This window comes from Pseudomonas sp. CCI1.1 (assembly GCF_034348165.1).
GTDB lineage: Bacteria > Pseudomonadota > Gammaproteobacteria > Pseudomonadales > Pseudomonadaceae > Aquipseudomonas > Aquipseudomonas paracarnis.
The window spans coordinates 390,083-409,268 of record NZ_CP133780.1 but is presented as its reverse complement, the minus strand read 5'-3'; the positions used below and the strand labels follow the sequence as shown (position 1 = coordinate 409,268).

15 protein-coding genes are annotated in these 19,186 nt (G+C 62.8%); 12 read left to right on the top strand and 3 right to left on the bottom strand.

Features of this window, described 5'->3' with window-relative positions; all coding sequences use genetic code 11:
* Nucleotides 1–46: 46 nt before the first annotated feature.
* The 7 genes from xylA (at nucleotide 47) to RHM69_RS01880 (ending at nucleotide 8,098) form a co-directional block, all read left to right on the top strand.
* Entirely contained in the window at nucleotides 47–1,363 is a 1,317-nt protein-coding gene (gene xylA / locus RHM69_RS01910; protein ID WP_014718060.1) for a xylose isomerase, read from the top strand.
* Between the two features lie 101 nt (nucleotides 1,364–1,464).
* Nucleotides 1,465–2,466, top strand: coding sequence for a D-xylose ABC transporter substrate-binding protein (xylF, locus tag RHM69_RS01905; RefSeq protein WP_200600126.1), 1,002 nt, complete (start codon nucleotides 1,465–1,467; stop codon nucleotides 2,464–2,466).
* Nucleotides 2,463–4,016 (top strand): D-xylose ABC transporter ATP-binding protein, encoded by a 1,554-nt coding sequence (gene xylG, locus RHM69_RS01900; protein WP_200600124.1) that lies wholly within the window; start codon nucleotides 2,463–2,465, stop codon nucleotides 4,014–4,016. The genes xylF and xylG overlap by 4 nt, the downstream gene beginning before the upstream one ends.
* The gene (locus tag RHM69_RS01895) at nucleotides 4,017–5,153 is read left to right on the top strand and encodes a sugar ABC transporter permease (RefSeq protein WP_014718057.1); all 1,137 of its coding nucleotides are present in this window, start codon (nucleotides 4,017–4,019) and stop codon (nucleotides 5,151–5,153) included. It abuts the gene before it with no gap.
* Nucleotides 5,154–5,377: 224 nt separating this feature from the next.
* Nucleotides 5,378–6,325, top strand: coding sequence for an ornithine cyclodeaminase family protein (locus tag RHM69_RS01890; protein ID WP_122299648.1), 948 nt, complete (start codon nucleotides 5,378–5,380; stop codon nucleotides 6,323–6,325).
* A 13-nt stretch (nucleotides 6,326–6,338) separates the two neighbouring features.
* Nucleotides 6,339–7,472 carry an NAD(P)/FAD-dependent oxidoreductase gene (locus RHM69_RS01885; protein ID WP_122299650.1) on the top strand — a complete coding sequence of 378 codons (1,134 nt, stop codon included), beginning with the start codon at nucleotides 6,339–6,341 and terminating at the stop codon, nucleotides 7,470–7,472.
* Nucleotides 7,472–8,098 (top strand): helix-turn-helix transcriptional regulator, encoded by a 627-nt coding sequence (locus RHM69_RS01880; RefSeq protein WP_003190517.1) that lies wholly within the window; start codon nucleotides 7,472–7,474, stop codon nucleotides 8,096–8,098. The genes RHM69_RS01885 and RHM69_RS01880 overlap by 1 nt, the downstream gene beginning before the upstream one ends.
* A 155-nt stretch (nucleotides 8,099–8,253) precedes the next feature.
* Here RHM69_RS01880 and RHM69_RS01875 read toward each other — a convergent pair whose 3' ends face one another.
* On the bottom strand, nucleotides 8,254–9,030 hold the full coding sequence (locus RHM69_RS01875) for an ABC transporter substrate-binding protein (protein WP_014718054.1): 777 nt from the start codon (nucleotides 9,028–9,030) through the stop codon (nucleotides 8,254–8,256).
* A gap of 174 nt (nucleotides 9,031–9,204) precedes the next feature.
* Nucleotides 9,205–10,704 (bottom strand): CoA-acylating methylmalonate-semialdehyde dehydrogenase, encoded by a 1,500-nt coding sequence (locus tag RHM69_RS01870; RefSeq protein WP_020303231.1) that lies wholly within the window; start codon nucleotides 10,702–10,704, stop codon nucleotides 9,205–9,207.
* A 108-nt stretch (nucleotides 10,705–10,812) separates the two neighbouring features.
* On the opposite strand from RHM69_RS01870, the gene RHM69_RS01865 reads away from it, so the two are divergent.
* Nucleotides 10,813–11,742, top strand: coding sequence for a LysR family transcriptional regulator (locus RHM69_RS01865; RefSeq protein WP_019817276.1), 930 nt, complete (start codon nucleotides 10,813–10,815; stop codon nucleotides 11,740–11,742).
* A 9-nt stretch (nucleotides 11,743–11,751) separates the two neighbouring features.
* On the opposite strand, the gene RHM69_RS01860 is transcribed toward RHM69_RS01865, so the two are convergent.
* Nucleotides 11,752–13,917: a TonB-dependent receptor gene (locus tag RHM69_RS01860; RefSeq protein ID WP_003190512.1), complete on the bottom strand. Its 2,166-nt coding sequence runs from the start codon at nucleotides 13,915–13,917 to the stop codon at nucleotides 11,752–11,754.
* Nucleotides 13,918–14,026: 109 nt separating this feature from the next.
* Here RHM69_RS01860 and RHM69_RS01855 point away from each other — a divergent pair, with 109 nt between their 5' ends.
* The 4 genes from RHM69_RS01855 (at nucleotide 14,027) to RHM69_RS01840 (ending at nucleotide 19,184) form a co-directional block, all read left to right on the top strand.
* Nucleotides 14,027–15,199, top strand: a complete 1,173-nt coding sequence (locus tag RHM69_RS01855; protein WP_014718051.1) for an MFS transporter — start codon at nucleotides 14,027–14,029, stop codon at nucleotides 15,197–15,199.
* Nucleotides 15,200–15,235: 36 nt separating this feature from the next.
* Complete coding sequence (locus tag RHM69_RS01850; RefSeq protein ID WP_003190510.1) at nucleotides 15,236–15,751, top strand: sigma-70 family RNA polymerase sigma factor; 516 nt, start codon at nucleotides 15,236–15,238, stop codon at nucleotides 15,749–15,751.
* The gene (locus RHM69_RS01845) at nucleotides 15,752–16,720 is read left to right on the top strand and encodes a FecR domain-containing protein (RefSeq protein ID WP_014718050.1); all 969 of its coding nucleotides are present in this window, start codon (nucleotides 15,752–15,754) and stop codon (nucleotides 16,718–16,720) included. It abuts the gene before it with no gap.
* Between the two features lie 100 nt (nucleotides 16,721–16,820).
* Nucleotides 16,821–19,184, top strand: coding sequence for a TonB-dependent receptor (locus RHM69_RS01840; RefSeq protein ID WP_200600122.1), 2,364 nt, complete (start codon nucleotides 16,821–16,823; stop codon nucleotides 19,182–19,184).
* Nucleotides 19,185–19,186: the final 2 nt, after the last annotated feature.

The following is a 19,186-nucleotide window of genomic DNA, read 5'->3' as shown; positions in this document are numbered from 1 at the left end:
CCATTGCTAGTATCCAGACACCGCCCAGAACAATAAGGAAAACCCCATGCCGTACTTCCCCGGTGTCGAGAAGGTGCGCTTCGAAGGCCCTGCCAGCACCTCTGCCCTCGCGTTTCGTCACTACGACGCCAACAAACTGATCCTCGGCAAACCCATGCGGGAGCACCTGCGCATGGCAGCCTGTTATTGGCATACCTTTGTGTGGCCGGGGGCGGATATGTTTGGGATGGGGACGTTCAAGCGCCCGTGGCAGCGCAGTGGCGATCCGATGGAGGTGGCCATCGGCAAGGCCGAGGCGGCGTTTGAGTTTTTTTCCAAGCTGGGCATCGACTACTACAGCTTTCACGACACCGATGTGGCGCCCGAAGGCAGCTCGCTCAAGGAGTACCGCAACCACTTCGCGCAGATGGTCGACCACTTGGAGCGCCATCAGGAACAGACCGGCATCAAGCTGCTGTGGGGCACTGCCAATTGCTTCAGCAACCCGCGTTTTGCCGCCGGGGCCGCGAGCAATCCAGACCCAGAGGTGTTCGCCTTCGCCGCCGCCCAGGTGTTCAGTGCAATGAATGCCACGCTGCGGCTCAAGGGCGCCAACTATGTGTTGTGGGGTGGTCGTGAGGGTTATGAAACCTTGCTCAACACCGACCTCAAGCGCGAGCGCGAACAGCTCGGGCGTTTTATGCGCATGGTGGTGGAGCACAAGCACAAGATCGGCTTTACGGGTGACCTGTTGATCGAGCCCAAGCCCCAGGAGCCGACCAAGCACCAATACGATTACGACAGCGCCACCGTGTTCGGCTTCCTGCATGAGTACGGCCTGGAACACGAAATCAAAGTGAACATCGAGGCCAACCACGCGACGCTGGCCGGGCACAGTTTTCATCATGAGATCGCCACCGCCGTGTCGTTGGGGATCTTCGGCAGCATCGACGCCAACCGCGGCGACCCGCAGAACGGTTGGGACACCGACCAGTTCCCCAATAGCGTGGAGGAAATGACCCTGGCCACCTATGAAATTCTCAAGGCGGGCGGGTTCAAGAACGGCGGCTATAACTTCGATTCCAAGGTGCGCCGCCAGAGCCTCGACGAGGTGGACCTGTTCCATGGGCATGTCGCCGCCATGGATGTGCTGGCCCTGGCGTTGGAGCGTGCGGCGGCGATGGTGCAGGACGACCGCTTGCAGCAGTTCAAGGACCAGCGCTATGCCGGCTGGAGCCAACCATTGGGCCAGGCGGTGTTGGCCGGTGAGTTCAGCCTGGAGTCATTGGCTGAACATGCCTTTGCCAACGCGCTGGACCCACAGGCGGTGAGTGGACGCCAGGAGATGCTTGAAGGCGTTGTGAATCGGTTTATCTATCGGTGACATTTGCACGACAAATCTCTGCACAGAGCGTCGAGTGACGCTCTACAGTTCAACCCGCACCACGCTGTGTCTTTCCAACAACAATAAAAGGACGCACCACCATGAAGTCATTCAAACCTGCCCTGCTCGCCGCAGCCCTGGCACTGCTCGCCCTGCCGGTGATGGCCGACCCTGCGCACCCCAAAATCGGTTTTTCCATCGACGACCTGCGCCTGGAGCGCTGGTCTCGTGACCGTGATTACTTTGTTGCCGCCGCGCAAAAGCTCGATGCCAAGGTGTTCGTGCAGTCTGCCGATGCCAACGAGCAGAAGCAGATTGCCCAGATCGAAAACCTGATCTCCCGGGGCGTCGATGTGATCGTGATCGTGCCGTTCAACGCCACGGTGCTGACCAACGCAGTGGCTGAAGCCAAGAAGGCCGGGATCAAGGTGGTGTCCTATGATCGCCTGATCCTCAATGCCGACATCGACGCCTATATTTCCTTCGATAACGAAAAAGTCGGCGAGATGCAGGCCAGCGGCGTGTTGCAAGCGGCGCCCAAGGGCAATTACTTCCTGCTGGGCGGCGCGCCGACGGACAACAACGCCAAGGTGCTGCGCGAAGGTCAGATGAAGGTGCTGCAACCGGCCATCGACAAAGGTGATATCAAGATCGTCGGCCAGCAATGGGTCAAGGAATGGAACCCCACCGAAGCCTTGAGCATCGTCGAAAACGCCCTGACCCGTAACGACAACAAGATCGACGCTATTGTCGCCTCCAACGACGCCACCGCCGGCGGTGCGATCCAGGCCCTGGCTGCGCAGAAGCTGGCGGGCAAGGTGCCGATCTCCGGCCAGGACGCTGACCTGGCGGCGATCAAGCGCGTGATCGACGGCACCCAGACCATGACCGTGTACAAGCCACTCAAGCTGATCGCCACCGAAGCGGCCAAGCTTTCGGTACAACTGGCCCGCAGTGAAAAGCCCACCTACAGCTCGCAATATGACAATGGCAGCAAGCAGGTGAATACTATCCTGCTCACGCCGACGCCGTTGACCAAAGCCAATATCGACCTGTTGGAAAAGGACGGTTTCTACACCAAAGAGCAGATCGCCGGGCAATGACCGTGGCCGCCGATTACCTGCTGCAAATGAACGGCATCGTCAAACGCTTTGGCGGTGTCAACGCCCTCAACGGCATCGATATCAAGGTCAAACCTGGGGAGTGTGTGGGCCTGTGCGGCGAGAACGGTGCGGGTAAATCCACCTTGATGAAGGTGCTGTCGGCGGTCTACCCGCACGGCACCTGGGAAGGGGAAATCCTCTGGGATGGGCAGCCGCTCAAGGCCCAGTCCATCCGCGAAACCGAGGCCGCCGGGATTGTCATCATTCATCAGGAACTGACCCTGGTGCCCGACCTGTCGGTGGCCGAGAACATTTTCATGGGCCACGAACTGACCCTGCCCGGTGGGCGCATGAACTACCCGGCGATGCTGCACCGCGCCGAGGCGTTGATGCGTGAACTCAAGGTGCCGGACATGAATGTGGCGCTGCCGGTGTCGCAGTATGGCGGCGGCTACCAGCAATTGGTGGAGATCGCCAAGGCGCTGAATAAACAGGCGCGCCTGTTGATCCTCGACGAGCCCTCCTCGGCCCTGACCCGTGGCGAAATCGAGGTGCTGCTGGACATTGTCCGGGGCCTAAAGGCCAAGGGCGTGGCCTGTGTGTACATCTCGCACAAGCTCGATGAAGTGGCGGCAGTGTGCGATACCATTGCCGTGATTCGCGACGGCAAGCACATCGCGACCACCGCCATGGCCGACATGGACATCCCCCGGATCATCACGCAGATGGTCGGCCGCGAAATGAGCAACCTCTACCCCACCGAGCCCCATGAGGTGGGCGAGGTAATTTTCGAGGCGCGTAACGTCACCTGCTACGACGTCGACAACCCCAAGCGAAAGCGCGTCGACGACATCTCCTTCGTGCTCAGGCGCGGTGAAATCCTTGGCATCGCCGGCTTGGTGGGGGCCGGGCGCACGGAGTTGGTGTCGGCGCTGTTCGGCGCCTACCCCGGGCGCTACAGCGCCGAGGTGTGGCTGGAGGGTCAGGTGATCGACACGCGCACGCCGCTCAAGTCGATCCGCGCCGGGCTGTGCATGGTGCCCGAAGATCGCAAGCGCCAAGGCATCATCCCCGACCTGGGCGTGGGCCAGAACATCACCCTGGCGGTGCTGGACACCTACGCGCACCTGACCCGCATCAACGCCGAGGCCGAACTGGGCAGCATCGACCAGCAAATCAGCCGCATGCACCTCAAGACCGCCAGCCCGTCGATGCCGATCACCAGCCTCTCAGGCGGCAACCAGCAAAAGGCCGTGCTGGCGAAAATGCTGATGACCCAGCCCAAGGTGCTGATCCTCGACGAACCTACACGTGGCGTGGACGTTGGGGCCAAGTACGAGATCTACAAACTGATGGGCGCGTTGGCGGCCGAAGGCGTGTCGATCATCATGGTGTCCTCGGAATTGGCCGAAGTGCTCGGCGTGTCCAACCGCGTACTGGTAATTGGTGACGGCCAGTTGCGCGGGGATTTCATCAATGACGGGCTCACCCAGGAACAGGTGCTCGCCGCTGCGCTCAGCCAAAACAATAACAATCGGAAGACCGCGTAGATGAATCAGGTCAAACACCTTTTTACCCGCTACAAGATGCTCGCGCTGGTGATCGCCGTGGCGTTCATCTGGTTGTTTTTCAGTTGGCAGACCGAGGGTGGTTTTCTCACCCCGCGCAACCTCTCCAACCTGCTGCGGCAGATGTCGATCACCGGGATATTGGCGTGCGGCATGGTGCTGGTGATTATCAGCGGCGAGATCGACTTGTCGGTGGGCTCGTTGCTCGGGCTGTTGGGCGGGCTGGCGGCGATTCTGGATGTGGTCTATCACGTGCCGCTATTGGCCAACCTGAGCCTGGTGGCGCTGTGCGGCTTGATGATCGGCTTGGCCAACGGCTACATGACCGCTTACCTGCGCATCCCCTCGTTCATCGTCGGCCTGGGCGGAATGTTGGCGTTTCGCGGGATTCTGCTGGGGATTACCGGCGGCACCACCATTGCGCCGGTGTCGCCGTCGCTGGTGTATGTGGGCCAGGGGTATTTGCCCCACAACGTCGGCATCGGGCTTGGCGTATTGTTGTTTGCCCTGACACTGTTCCTCACCTGGAAACAACGGCGTAACCGTGCGCTGCATGGGTTGGCCGCGCATTCACGGCTGCGCGATGCACTGCGCGTGGTGCTGATTGGCGCGGTGCTCGCAGGCTTTGTCACCACCCTCAACCGCTACGACGGCATCCCCGTGCCGGTGCTGCTGTTGCTGGCGCTGCTGGGGGTGTTCAGCTATGTCACGCACCAGACTGTGTTCGGCCGCCGGGTGTATGCGGTGGGCAGCAATATGGAGGCCACGCGGCTGTCGGGCATCAATGTGCAAGCGGTGAAACTGTGGATCTTCGGCATCATGGGCGTGATGTGCGCCCTCGCCGGCCTGGTCAACACCGCGCGCCTCGCGGCGGGCTCACCGTCGGCGGGCAACATGGGCGAACTCGACGCCATCGCCGCGTGCTTTATTGGTGGCACCTCGATGCGCGGTGGTTCGGGCACGGTGTATGGCGCGTTGCTTGGGGCATTGGTGATTACCAGTTTGGACAACGGCATGTCGATGCTGGATGTGGACAGCTACTGGCAGATGATCGTCAAGGGCAGCATTTTGGTGCTGGCGGTGTGGGTGGATGTGAGCACGCGCTCGGGCAGGCGGTAACTCGTCCTCCAGAACATCATCGATTACCTGTGGGAGCTGGCTTGCCTGCGATAGCGGCGGGTCAGCCACCTGATGGACCGACTGACACACCGCTATCGCAGGCAAGCCAGCTCCCACATTTGGTCTTCATGGCTCCCTCCACAATGATCTCATTTTTCCCCCCGGTTATTGCGGATAAAAACTAAAAGTCCATAATGGACAAATTAGTTTATCCGGAGAGCCCCATGTCCACGACGCCCCTCGTTATCGACCAGGTCCAGGCCCGCACCTTGCTGGCTCAAGTCGACGTGCCTTTGATCCTGAGCAAACTGTTCCGCGACCTCGCTGCCGGGCAAGCGGTGCAGCCGGCGCAACAGCTGGTGGCGTTTCCCGATGGCGCCGGGGACTTCATCAACTACCTGGGCGTATTGGCCGAAGACGGGGTGTACGGGCTCAAGACTTCGCCCTACATCGTGCGTGAACAAGGCCCCCTGGTGACGGCCTGGACCCTGTTGATGTCGATGCACAGCGGCCAGCCGTTGCTGTTGTGCGATGCTGCTGAATTGACCACCGCACGCACCGCCGCCACCACGGCCTTGGCGGTGGATGCGCTGGCCCCGGCGGCGGCGCAACGCCTGGCGATCATCGGCAGCGGCAAGGTCGCCCAGGCGCACCTGCATTATGTGCAGAACCTGCGCGACTGGCAGCAAATCCGCCTGTACTCGCCAAGCCTGGGCAGCGCCAGCGCCGAAACGCGTGCGCAGTTGGCCAGCCTGGACCCGCGCCTGAGCCTCGTCGCAAGTTGTGAGGCCGCCCTGGAAGACGCGGATGTGATCCTGCTGTGCACCTCCTCCGCCGGGCCGGTCATCGACCCCTCGCGCCTGAGCAAACCCGCGCTGATTACCTCCATCAGCACCAACGCGCCACGCGCCCATGAAGTGCCGCCGCACTGCCTTAACCAGATGCACGTGTTCTGCGACTACCGCCAGACCACCCCGGATTCGGCCGGTGAGATGCTGATCGCCAGCGAGCGGCACGGCTGGGACAAACGCACGATTGTCGGCGACCTGCCCGAATTGTTCAGCGACATGGCCCAACGCCCCGACTACGATCGTCACGTCTTTTTCCGCTCCATCGGCCTGGGCCTGGAAGACATCGCACTGGCCAATGCCCTGTACCAACGCCAACGCTAATCAGGAGAGTGTTATGCACCAGGCAGACTTCATCATTATCGGCGGCGGCATCGCCGGCGCGTCCACCGGGTTCTGGTTGTCGCAGCACGGCAAGGTTCTGGTGCTGGAGCGTGAAAATCACCCGGCCTATCACTCCACCGGGCGTTCGGCGGCGCTCTACACCGCCGCGTATGGCACCCCGCAAGTGCGGGCGCTGACCTTGGCCAGCCGGGCCTTCTTCGACCAGCCACCCGCAGGCTTTTGCGAACACCCACTGCTGACGCCCCGGGGCGAAATGACCGTGGATTTCAACGGTGACCCGGCCGAACTCGACAGCCAGTACCTGAGCGCCAAGGCCACCGTGGCGCAGGTGCAGCGCCTGACGGTCGATGAAGCCTGTGCACGCTTGCCGATCCTGCGCCGTGAAAAAGTCCACGGGGCAATCTACGACCCTACCGCCTGTGACATCGACACCGACGCCCTGCATCAAGGCTACCTGCGCGGTATCCGCCGCAACCAGGGCGAAGTGCGCACCGACAGCCATGTGCTGGGCTTGAGCCGCGACGCCGATGGCTTGTGGCAGGTGCGCACCCAGGCTGCAATCTTCAGCGCGCCGGTCATCATCAACGCCGCCGGTGCCTGGGCCGACCATATCGGCGGGCTGGCGGGCGCAGCGTCCATCGGCTTGCAGCCCAAGCGCCGCTCGGCCTTTGTCTTTGCTGGTCCCGAGGGCATGGACAGCCACGACTGGCCGATGTTGGTGGCCCTCGACGAAGCGTTCTACATGAAACCGGATGCCGGCATGTTCCTCGGCTCGCCGGCCAACGCCGACCCGGTAGAACCCCAGGATGTGCAACCCGAAGAGCTGGATATTGCCATGGGCATTTACCAGATCGAGGAAGCCACCACCCTGACCATCCGCCGCCCCACGCGCACCTGGGCCGGGCTGCGCAGTTTTGTGCAGGACGGTGATTTGCTGTCAGGCTTTGACCCGCAAGTATCGGGGCTGTTCTGGGTCGCGGCCCAGGGCGGCTATGGTATCCAGACCTCACCCGCCATGGGCCAGGCAAGCGCCGCCCTGGTGCGCGGCGAACCGCTGCCGGAGGCACTGACCCGGTTCGGCCTGGACGCTGGTATGCTCTCCCCGGTCCGCCTGGAGCCCCATTGATGAACACCGCCGAACAAGACAAGGTCATGCAGAACTTCCGCGCGATTGCCGATGCAATCGCCACGCTGTTCTTTCCCCATGCGGAAGTGGTGTTGCATGACCTGCGCACGCAAACCGTGGATTACATCGCCAATAACCTGTCCAAACGCAGCCTGGGTGACGACTCGTCCCTGGAGGACATGCTCGACGGTGACGTCAGCGAGGTGAATATCGGCCCTTACGAAAAGCTCAACTGGGATGGCCAGAAAATCCGCAGCCTGAGCACCGTGCTGCACGACCACAAAGGGCGCAGGCTGGCTGTGTTGTGCATCAACCTGAATATTTCAATGTTCGAAACAGCCAAGGCGGCGCTGGATTTATTCCTGTCGCCAAGCAAGCTGATCGCACAGCCGGACGCGCTGTTCCGTGATGACTGGCAGGAACGCATCAACACCTTCCTGCATGCCTGGCTGCGCGAGCGTCAGTTGAGCCTGAACCTGTTGACCCGCGACCACAAACGCGAACTGGTGCTGGCGCTGCATGCCGAAGGCGCATTCAAGGGCAAGAGCGCCTCCAACTATGTGGCCAATGTGCTGGGCATGGGGCGAGCGACGGTCTACAAGCACTTGAAGGAACTCAAGGGTTGAGCCCTTTCTGACCACGGCGCCGATTCCCTGTGGGAGCTGTCGAGCCCCGGCGAGGCTGCGAAGGGGCCGGCAAGGTCAACATTTGCACCGCCTGACCCACCGCTTTCGCAGCCTCGCTAAAGCTCGACAGCTCCCACATTGACCGCGTCTTTGCATCAGTCGCCGTAGATATCGGCCTTGAAGTACTGCTGTGAAATCTTCTGGTATTCGCCACTGGCGCGAATGCCGTCGATCGCCGCATTCAATTCGCTGACCAACTCGCCATTGCCCTTGCGTACTGCAATGCCGGCCCCCTCACCCACGTATTTCGGGTCCTTGAGCTCCGGGCCGACAAAGGCATAACCCTGCCCGCGCGGCATCGACAGGAAGTCGCTCAGGGGGATGGTGTCGGCAAAGATCGCATCCAGGCGCCCCGCTGCCAGGTCCATGTAGATTTCTTCGTTGTTGCTGTAGCGCTTGACGTTGATGCCCTTGGGTTCGAACACCTCGGTGGCATAGCGGTCGGTGGTGGTGGCGCGCTGTACACCGACGTTCTTGCCCTTGAGGCTGGCGTACTGATCATCCACCACGGCGCCGTCCTTCATCACCAGGCGCGACGAGGTGAAGTAGTACTTGTGGGTGAAATCCACCGACTTCTTGCGGTCTTCGTTGATGGTCATGGACGACAACGCCATGTCGATCTTCTTGACCTTGAGGGACGGAATCAGCCCGTCGAACTCCCCTTCGATCCACACGCACTTGACCTTCATTTGCGCGCACAGGGCGTTGCCGATGTCGTAGTCGAAACCGACGATCTTGCCGTCGCCGGTCTTGGAGGCGAACGGGGGGTAAGCCGCCTCGATACCGATACGCAGGGTTTTCTCGGCGGCCAGCAGGTGGCTGGAAGCAAACAGGCTCAGGGCCAGGGCGGGAAGGAGATGGCGTTTCTTCATGGAGGGGTTCTCGCAAGTTGTTGTTGGTTTGGCAAGAGTGAAGAAAAACGTGCAGCAGCTATTTTGTACTTATAATTCCATACTGGACTTTTATGTGTTTAACCGTCAACAGGCAAAAAAAATGTGGGAGGGCTTGAGCCTTCCCACATCAGATCCAGCAGCACAGCTTAAACCTTACTTGGACACCGGCATTGCAAACTCCGCGCCCTGCTCGATGCTCTCCGACCAGCGTTGCATGATCGACTTCTGCTTGGTGTAGAAGCGCACACCCTCGGTGCCGTAGGCATGCATGTCACCGAACAGGCTCTTCTTCCAGCCACCAAACCCGTGCCAGGCCATGGGCACCGGGATCGGCACGTTGATACCGACCATGCCCACCTCGATACGCCGCGCAAACTCACGAGCAATGTTGCCATCGCGAGTGAAGCAACTGACGCCGTTGCCAAACTCGTGGTCGTTGACCAACTTCACCGCTTCGGCAAAGTCGTTGACGCGCACACAGGCCAACACCGGGCCGAAGATTTCTTCGCGGTAGATGCTCATGTCCTGGGTCACGTGGTCGAACAAGGTCGCGCCGAGCCAGAAGCCGTTTTCCAGGCCGGGTTCGGTGGGCACGTAGTCACGGCCATCGAGCAGCAACTGCGCGCCGGCTTGTACACCCTGCTCAATGTAGCCACTGATGCGTTCCAGCGCGGCCCGCGACACGATCGGGCCCATCTCGGCTTTGAGATCGCGGCCATCGGTGATGCGCAGCAACTTGGCGCGTTCGGTCAAAGCGGCGATCACCTTGTCGCCCACATCACCCACCAGCACCGCCACCGAGATCGCCATGCAGCGCTCGCCGGCACTGCCGTAGGCGGCGCCCATCAGCGCATCCACGGTGCGTTCGATATCGGCGTCGGGCATCACCACCATATGGTTTTTCGCCCCGCCCAGGCCTTGCACGCGCTTGCCATTGCGGGCGCCGCTCTCGTAGATGTATTGGGCAATCGGCGTGGAGCCGACGAAGCTCACGGCCTTGACGTCCGGGTGTTCGATCAGCGCGTCCACCGATTCTTTATCACCCTGCACCACATTGAACACGCCTTTGGGCAGGCCGGCTTCATGCAGCAACTCGGCCATGAACAGCGACGCGCTCGGGTCAGTCGGGCTGGGCTTGAGAATAAAGGTGTTACCCGCCGCAATAGCGATGGGGTACATCCACATCGGTACCATCACCGGGAAGTTGAACGGCGTCACGCCGGCGACCACGCCCAGCGGCTGGCGCATCGTCCAGTTGTCCATGCCACGGGAGACCTGGTCGGAGTGTTCGCCCTTGAGCAGGTTGGGAATGCCGCAGGCAAATTCGAGAATGTCGATGCCACGGTCGACTTCGCCCTGGGCATCGGTGAACACCTTGCCGTGCTCGGCGACGATGATGCGCGCCAGGTCGTCCTTGCGTTCGCGCAGCAGGTGCAGGTATTGGAACAACACGCGGGCGCGACGGATCGGCGGGGTGTCGGCCCAGCCGGCAAACGCAGCCTGGGCGGCGGCGACGGCTTCGGCCACGGTCTGGCGGCTGGCCAGGGCCACACGGGCGGTGACTTCACCGGTGGCCGGGTTGTAGACGTCCTGATAACGGTCATCGCGGCTGACGCGCTGGTCGTTGATGTAGTGCTCGATGGTTGCAGTCATGGCAGTCGATCCAGATGGGTGGCGTTGGTCCACACGATAGGCTTTCGCTTTGTTCCGAACCAGAGCAGAATCCAGAACTTATTGTCCTTATATGCGAACAATACACCCATGGAAAAGGCTGAGATCGAAGGGTTGTGGACCCACATTCACTGGCTGTCAGTGCTGGAGGAACAAGGCACCTACACCGCTGCCGCCGCGCGCCTGGGGGTGAGTAAATCGGCGGTGAGCCAGCGCATTTCCGACCTGGAAAAGGCCACCGGCACGCGGCTGGTGACGCGCACCACCCGCAGCGTGCGGCTGACCGATGCGGGGCTGTCGTTGACCCGCGAAGTACGCAGCGCCTACGCGCAGATCGCCCGCAGTTTTTCCTCGGTGCGCGACTCGGTCGGGGAAATACGCGGGCTGGTGCGCCTGACCGCCCCCGTGGCGTTCGCCCGGCAACAACTGGTGCCGCACCTGTCCGGCTTTTTGCAGCTGTACCCTCAGGTGCGTATCCAATTGGACGTCTCCGATGCCTTAAGCTCATTGGCCGCCGAGGGTTACGACCTGGCGGTGCGCCACGGCTTCCAGGTGCCCGAAACCCACGTGGCCTGGAAGCTGTGCGACACCACTTCGGTGCTGGTCGCCACCCATGATTACCTGCAACGCCACGGCAAACCCCGGGAGCCGGGCGAGCTGTCGGCCCACAACTGCCTGTTTTACCCACGCGGCACCGACCAGCCCGCCTGGACCTTTGAACGCGGCAGCCAGCCCCTCGAGCGCCTCACCGTGCCTATCGCCGGCAGCTTCGCCACTAATAACAGCGAAGCCTTGCGCGACGCCGCACTCAACCACCTGGGCATCGCCCTGCTCCCGGACTTCAGCGCCCAGGCGGCGCTGGCCGCTGGTCAGTTGGTGCAGGTGCTCAAGGACTGGACCCTCAAGGGCGCGTTTGCCGATGAGATCTACCTGATTCGGCCCTACTCGCCCCATGTACCCAAGTCGGTGAGTGCGTTGGTCAACTACCTGAAGGACAAACTCTCGGGCGGGTTCCGCTAGGCGGCAGGGTTAAAAGTCCACCGTCGCCGACAGCTGCAAAGTACGTGGATACCCCGGCGAGAAGGCGCCGTAAGACGCGACGCCCGACCAGTACTCGCGGTCAAATACGTTCTGCACGGTGGCGCGCAAGGTGGTGGGCCGCCCTTCGATCTTGGTCGCGTAGCGGACGCCGGCATCAATGCGCGTCCAGGCATCCAGCTCCTGGGTGTTGGCCTGGTTGACATATTGGCTGTCGGTGTAGATCGCCCCGCCGGTGAGGGTAAAACCTTCCAGCCACGGGGTGTCGTACTCGGCCCACAGGTTGGCCTGGATATCGGGCACGCCGACCGGTTTGTTGCCTCGGTTGGCGGCGCTCGCCGACTGGGTCAGCTCGCCATCGAGGAAGGTCACGCCGCCCATCAAGCGCGTGCCAGGCGCCACTTCGCCGTATACGCTCAGCTCGACACCACGGTTGCGCTGCTCGGCCTGCACGGAGTACACACCGTTGGCGCCCAATTCGCCGCTGGGCTTCTCGATCTGGAATAACGCCAGGGTGGTCATGAGGGTGCCGTGTTCATACTTCACGCCCAGTTCGTGCTGCTTGGATTCATAAGGCGCGAAGGTTTCACCGGCATTGCTGGCCGTACCCGGCGCGATATCGCCTTTGCTCAACCCCTCGACATAGTTGTAGTAGAGCGACACGTCATCCCAGGGCTTGACCACCACGCCCACCAAAGGCGTGGTCGCAGCGTCCTTGTAGCGCGAACTCACCGCGCCTGCGGCGTTGTAGTTACGCGACTCGATGTCTTGGCGCCGCACGCCCAGGGTCAACTGGATGCGCTCATCGAGAAAGCCCAGGGTGTCGGTGAGCGCCACGCCGGACAGCTCCGATTCGGAGATGCGCAGCACTTTCGGCGCCCGCAGGTTTTGCTTGGGCGTGTCCACCGGGTGGTAGATGTTGGAGCGGATTTCGGTGCCGTTGTTGATGCCGCGAGACAGCTCATCCTGGTAACGGGTCGCCATCAGCGTGGTGGTGTGGGTGATCGGGCCGGTGGCGAACTGCGCACGCAGGCCCACATCGGCGGTGGAACGGTCGACGTTGAACTTGTAGTAACCCGGAATATTACTGGTGTCGCCAGCATCATTGAGGATGCGCGGCACCTGGTCCGACAGGCGCTTGACATCCGACCGCCCGCCGCCGGCATGGGCGAACACGGTGAGCGAATCGCTGAGGTCATATTCACCGCCGAGCAAGGCCGATTGCTCCTTGGTGTCCGACCAGCCCCACTTCTGCGGCAGGCTGGTGCGGCCATTCGGGGCCGAAGGCACCTGCACGCCCGGCGCCAGGGTGAACGGGCGCGAGGCGCCTTCAAAACTTTCTTTCTGGCTGATGTAGTCCAGGTTCAGGCGCAGGCGCTCGCCGCGATAATCCAGGGCAATGGCGCCCACCCCCACGTCGCGATGCTGATCGTCCACGGCGGTGTCGCCCCCTTGCAGGCTGCCGTTGAAGCGCACACCAAACTGGTTTTCCTCACCGAAACGGCGGCTGATATCCAGGTGACCGCCGACTTGGGTGTCGGAGGCATAACTGCCGGTAAAGCGCGTCAGGTCCTGGTCCAGCGGGCGCTTGGGCACGATATTGATCACACCGCCCACGCCGCTGTTGGGCGAGATGCCGTACATCAGCGCCCCCGGCCCCTTGAGCACTTCGACGCGCTCGGCGTACTCGGTGAATGCGCGGTAGTTGGGGGCCACGCCATACACGCCGTCATAGGCCAACTCGCCCAGGTTGCCCTCGCCAATCGCAAAACCCCGCACGAAAAACGAGTCGACAATACCGCCAGTCTGCCCGGTAGAACGCACCGAGGGGTCGCGCTCCAGGGCATCGGCCACGGTCACCGTCTGCAGGTCGGCGAGGGTCTTGGCAGTGTAGCTGGTCACGCTGAACGGCGTGTCCATCACGTCCTTGTTGCCCAGCATGCCCAGGCGCGCGCCACGGGCCACCTGGCCGCCAGCGAGCACCTCGGGCAGGTCGGTGGGGCCCAGATAGCGGGCGTTGACGTTCGTCGCGTCAAGGGTCAGGCTCTGCGCGCTGTCGTCGGTTGACTCGGCGGTGGCGGCCCAGGCGTTGCCACTGGCAGCAGCCAGCAACAGGGCGGTACGAATAGCGAGGGTTAACCGGCTGGCAACAGGCATGACGTCAGGGCCCTTTGATCAAGTGAAGTGAGAATTACGCTTGATGCCAGTCGACGCGTGAAAAAGTATCACCCCAGCCGCGACTTTTTTTGTATAGCGAGACTGCTCCATGCCACCCACCCGCGTCCTGATTGCCCTGCTGTTCACGATCCAGCTTGTGTCCATGGGCGCCATGGAAATGAGCGGGCCGTTCTGGCCGGTGCATTTACGCCAACTGACCGACTCCGACACGCTGTTCAGCTTCGCCAGCGTCGCCGTGTACGTGGGGCCGATGCTCGGCATTCTGTTGACCAGCGCGTTCTGGGGCCGCATCGGCGATCGCTACGGCCACAAGCTGATGATGATTCGCGCACTGGCGGGCCTGACCCTGACGCAACTGGGGCTGGCCTTGTTCAGCGACCTCTGGACTATTCTGGTGCTGCGTTTTCTGCAAGGCGCCTGTGCCGGCTACATCGCCCCGGCCCAGGCGTATGGCGTGAGTATCGAGGTGCCGTCACGGCGTGCACGGCTGTTCGCACTGCTGCAGATTTCCACCAACGTCGGCTCGCTGCTCGGCGCCGTGGTCGGCGGCTTGATCCTCGACCATGCGACGTTCTTCTGGATCAACCTCAGCGCCGCGGCGCTCTGTGCGGTGTGCACGGTGATTGCAGCGCTGACCTTGCCGAACGTGCCACCGGTGAAGAAAACCACAGCCCCCTCAACGGGCGGCACCTGGCAGGCCTCGGCCCTGCTGCCGCTGTTGACGGTGATGGGCATTCTGCTGCTGGCGCGGATGCTGCCGCAGACCTCGTTCGCGCTGTATGTGAGTACGACGTTCGCCGTCAGCAATGCCCTGGTCGGCCTGTGCTACGGCTTGCTGGCCCTGGGTTTTATCCTGTCGGCCACCGCCTGGGCGCGCCAGTTCGAAGGTCGCAGCCAGGCAGACAGCTTGCGCCGCCTCACCTGGGTGGTGGCCGGCTGCATCGCGCTGACAGCCCTCGCCGGCCTCACCCGCAACCCGCTGGTGTTTGTGCTCGCCTATTTTGTCTGGGGCGTATTGCTGGGCGCGACCACGCCGGTACTGATGGCGCTGGTTTCAAGGACCGCCGACAGCACGCAGCAAGGCCATGTGCTGGGGATCGCCCAGGGCACGGCGCAATTTGCCTCGATCGTGGGTATCTGCGCCGGCGGCTTGCTCAGCCAGGTCTATGGCTTGGCGTACACCTACCTGTTTGTGTGTGTGGCCTATGCCATGGCGCTGATTGCGATTCTCGCGTTGCGCAACCGACGGGTTTGCACTTAGCATTGGGAATACTTCTCAATTGCACGGTTGCGCGCCATGAGCGAAAGCCTTCCCGCCGATAACACCCCTCACCTGCGCGCAATCGAGGCGCTGTACAGCGGCCATCACGGCTGGCTGTACGCCACGCTCAAACGCAAACTCGGCAATGCCATGGATGCGGCGGACCTGGCCCAGGACACCTTCACCCGCATCCTGGCCTCGCAGGTCACGGTGATTGACCAGCCACGCGCCTACCTGAGCTGCGTGGCCAAGGGCATCCTGGTCAACTGGTACCAGCGCAAGGCCCTGGAACGTGCCTATCTGGAAGCGCTCGCCAGCGTGCCGGCCCACGAGGTGCCGTCGCCGGAAGCGCACTTTCTGGTGCTGGAGACCCTGCACGAAATCGACGCAATGCTTGACGCGCTGCCGCCGCTGGTCAAGCGTGCGTTCCTGCTGTCGCAGCTCAACGGCCTCAAATACCAGGACATCGCCGAGCAATTGGGCGTGTCGCTGATTACCGTCAAGCGTTACATGAAACAGGCACTCGTCCAGTGCCTGATGCGGGTGGAATAAGTGCTCAGCCTGGGCAAGGAACCGCCGCTGCCCACCGACGCCCTTGAAGAGGCCGCCGAATGGCTGATGCGCCTGAGCGAGAACGAATTGAGCGCCAGCGAACGCGCCGAGTGGGAGCGCTGGAAGGTCAGCAGCCCTGAGCGTGGCCGGGCTTGGGCGCGCGCGCAATTGCTGCAAAGCAAGCTCGGTGGCCTGCCGCCGTCCCTGGCGATGTCGGCGCTGGACCGCCCGAGCAACCCCCAACGCCGCGAAGCCCTGGGCAAACTGGCCTTGTTGCTGGCGGTAATGCCGGTGGGCTGGGGCAGCTGGAAACTGGCGCAGTCCCAGCAATGGAGCGCCGACTACCGCACCCGCATCGGCGAACGTCGCGAACTGACCCTGGCCGACGGCTCGCGCCTGACCCTCAACACCGAGACCGCCATCGACGTGCGGTTCGACACCCAGCAACGCCTGGTGAGCCTGCGCGAAGGTGAAATACTGGTGCAGACCGCACAGGATGCATCCCGCCCGTTCCTGGTCAGCACCCGCCAGGGCCATATGCACGCCCTGGGCACGCGTTTTACCGTACGCGAACGGGGCGCACGCACGCATCTGGCGGTGCTTGAGGGCGCGGTCAAAGTGAAGCTGGCCGACAATAGCCAGAGCGCGCCACTGATCGTCAGCGCCGGGCAACGCACGGATTTTTCCGCGCAACAGTTCGGCGCGCTCACCCCCGCCGACCGCAATATCAGCGCCTGGACCCAAGGCATGCTGATGGCCGACAACATGCGCCTGGCAGACTTTGTCGCGGAACTGACCCGCTATCGGCGTGGCTTCGTGCGCTACGACCCGGCCATTGCAAACCTGCGTATTTCCGGGGCCTTCCCCATCGCCGATACCCAGCGCACCTTGAACATGCTGGTGCAGACCTACCCGGTGCGCGCCAGCGGCCATTTGAACGGTTATTGGGTCAGCCTGTCGCCGGCTTGAGGCGGCGCCAAAATAAAACGCGCCGCGGGTGATACTTTTTTCGCGCTCGGCTGGCAAACACTCATACCCCTTTTCCCTTTCGTCCATAGGGCTGCCCTCCATGCTTGTGATTCGCAGCGCGCTGCTCAGCCTGGCCCTGGCCGGTGCCGCCCTGGCGGACGTGCCGGCGCAATGGGACAGCGTGACGGTGCGCACCTACCACATCGACCCCGGCCCGCTCGGCGCCACGTTGTCGAGCTTTGCCGTGGACGCCGGTATTGCCCTGTCATTTCTCCCGGCACTCACCGAGGGCCTGACCAGCCCAGGCTTATCCGGCCGTTACTCGCCCCAGGAAGCGGTCACGCGGCTGTTGGCCGGCAGCGGCCTGGACATGGTGCAGCGCAGCGACGGCAGCTACACCCTGGTGCCGGGTCAAGTCACGCTTTCGGACATCACCGTCAGCGCCCCCGAGCCACGCGCCAGCGACCTGCCGCCGCTGTATGCCGGCGGCCAGGCAGCCACCGGCGCGCGCCTGGGCATGCTGGGCAATACCGACGTGATAGATGCGCCGTTCAGTGTCAGCGCCTACACCGCCGCGCTGATCCAGGACCAGCAGGCAACCACGGTCGGCAATGTGCTGGAGCGTGATTCCTCGGTGCGCTCCACCGGGCAGACGGGCGGGATTGTCGACTCGTTCTTCATCCGCGGTTTCCCGGTGGGTGAAGGCAACCTGGGAGAACTGGCGTTCGACGGCGTGTACGGCGTGGCCTCCAACTACCGGGTGTTTACCGACTACGCCGAGCGCATCGAAGTGGTCAAAGGCCCCGGTGCGCTGCTGTACGGCATGTCACCCAACAGCGCGGTAGGCGGCGTGATCAACGTGGTGCCCAAGCGCTCCCTGGATGAAGACCTGACCCGCTACACCGCCAGCTACACCCAGGACGCGCAGGTCGGCAGCCACCTCGATATCAGCCGGCGCTTTGGCGACGAGCGCCGCTTCGGCGTACGCCTCAACGGTAGCCTGCAGAACGGTGACACGGTGATCGACCAGCAGTCGCGCGATATAGGCATTGGCGCGCTGTCCCTGGACTACCAGGGCGAACGCCTGCGCACCAGCCTTGATCTGATTTCCCAGCAGGAGAAACTCGACGCCGCCTCGCGCCCCTTCCTGATTGCTGCCGGCGTCGACGTCCCCTCCGCCGCCAACGGCCGCACCAACGTCAGCCAGGACTGGGGCTGGTCGCGCACGCGAGATAAATCCGCGCTGCTGAACGGTGAATACGACCTCACCGACGCGCTCACACTGTTTGCCCATGCCGGTGGCGGCAAATCGGCAGTAGCGCGGATGTCCGACCAGACGCCGACCCTCATCAACGCTGCCGGCGACACGTCTTCGATCCCCGGTTATTACCGTTTCGATGTGCAGCGCTACACGGTCGACGCCGGTGCGCGGCTGCGCTTCGAAACCGGACCGATCAGCCACAGCGCCACCGTGCAGGCCAGCCGTTATCGCGACGAGCTGTCGCGGGGGATTATTTCCGGGGCCCCGGTGCTGTCCAATCTCTACCATCCGGTGGACCGGCCCAAGCCTGCGATCGCCAAGCCCGCCACGCCGAAAGTATCAGCCAGCGAACTGTCTGGCGTAGCCATCGCCGATACGTTGTCGGTGCTCGACCAACGCGTGCAAGTCACCGTCGGCCTGCGCCAGCAGCGTATCCAGTCCAGCAACTACAACAGCGCCGGCGTGGCCACCAGCACCTACGACGACAGCAAGGTCACGCCGCTGTTCGGCGCAGTGCTCAAGCCCTGGGAGCATGTGGCGTTCTACTACAACTACCTTGAAGGGTTGAGCAAGGGTGACGTGGCGCCTTCCAACGCCGCCAACGCCGGCGAGGTGTTTGCGCCTTACGTGTCCAAACAGCATGAGATCGGGGTCAAGGTCGACTACGGCACCTTCATGGCGACCCTGGCGCTGTTCCAGATCCACAAGCCCAGCGGCGAACTGGCCGCCGGGCGCTTCTCGGTACAGGGCGAACAGCGCAACCGTGGCCTGGAGTTCAGTGTGTTGGGCGAAGTCGCCCACGGCACGCGCCTGCTCGGTGGCGTGACCCTGCTGGATGCCCAACTGACCAAAACCGCGATTGCCGCCAACACCGGCAACACACCGGTGGGCGTGCCCGACGTGCAAGCCAACCTGTGGGCCGAATGGGACACCTCATGGGTCGAGGGCCTGACGCTCACCACAGGCGCCATCTACACCGGCAGCCAGTACGTCAACCAGGCCAACACCCAACAGCTCGATGCGTGGACCCGCTTCGACATCGGCGCACGCTACAGCACGCGTATCGCCGAGCACCCGACCACCCTGCGCGCCACGGTGCAGAACCTGTTCGACCGCGAGTATTGGTCAGGCGTCGCCTCCTACGGTGCGTTTTCCCAAGGCTCGCCGCGCACCCTCCTCCTCTCGGCCACGGTCGATTTCTGACA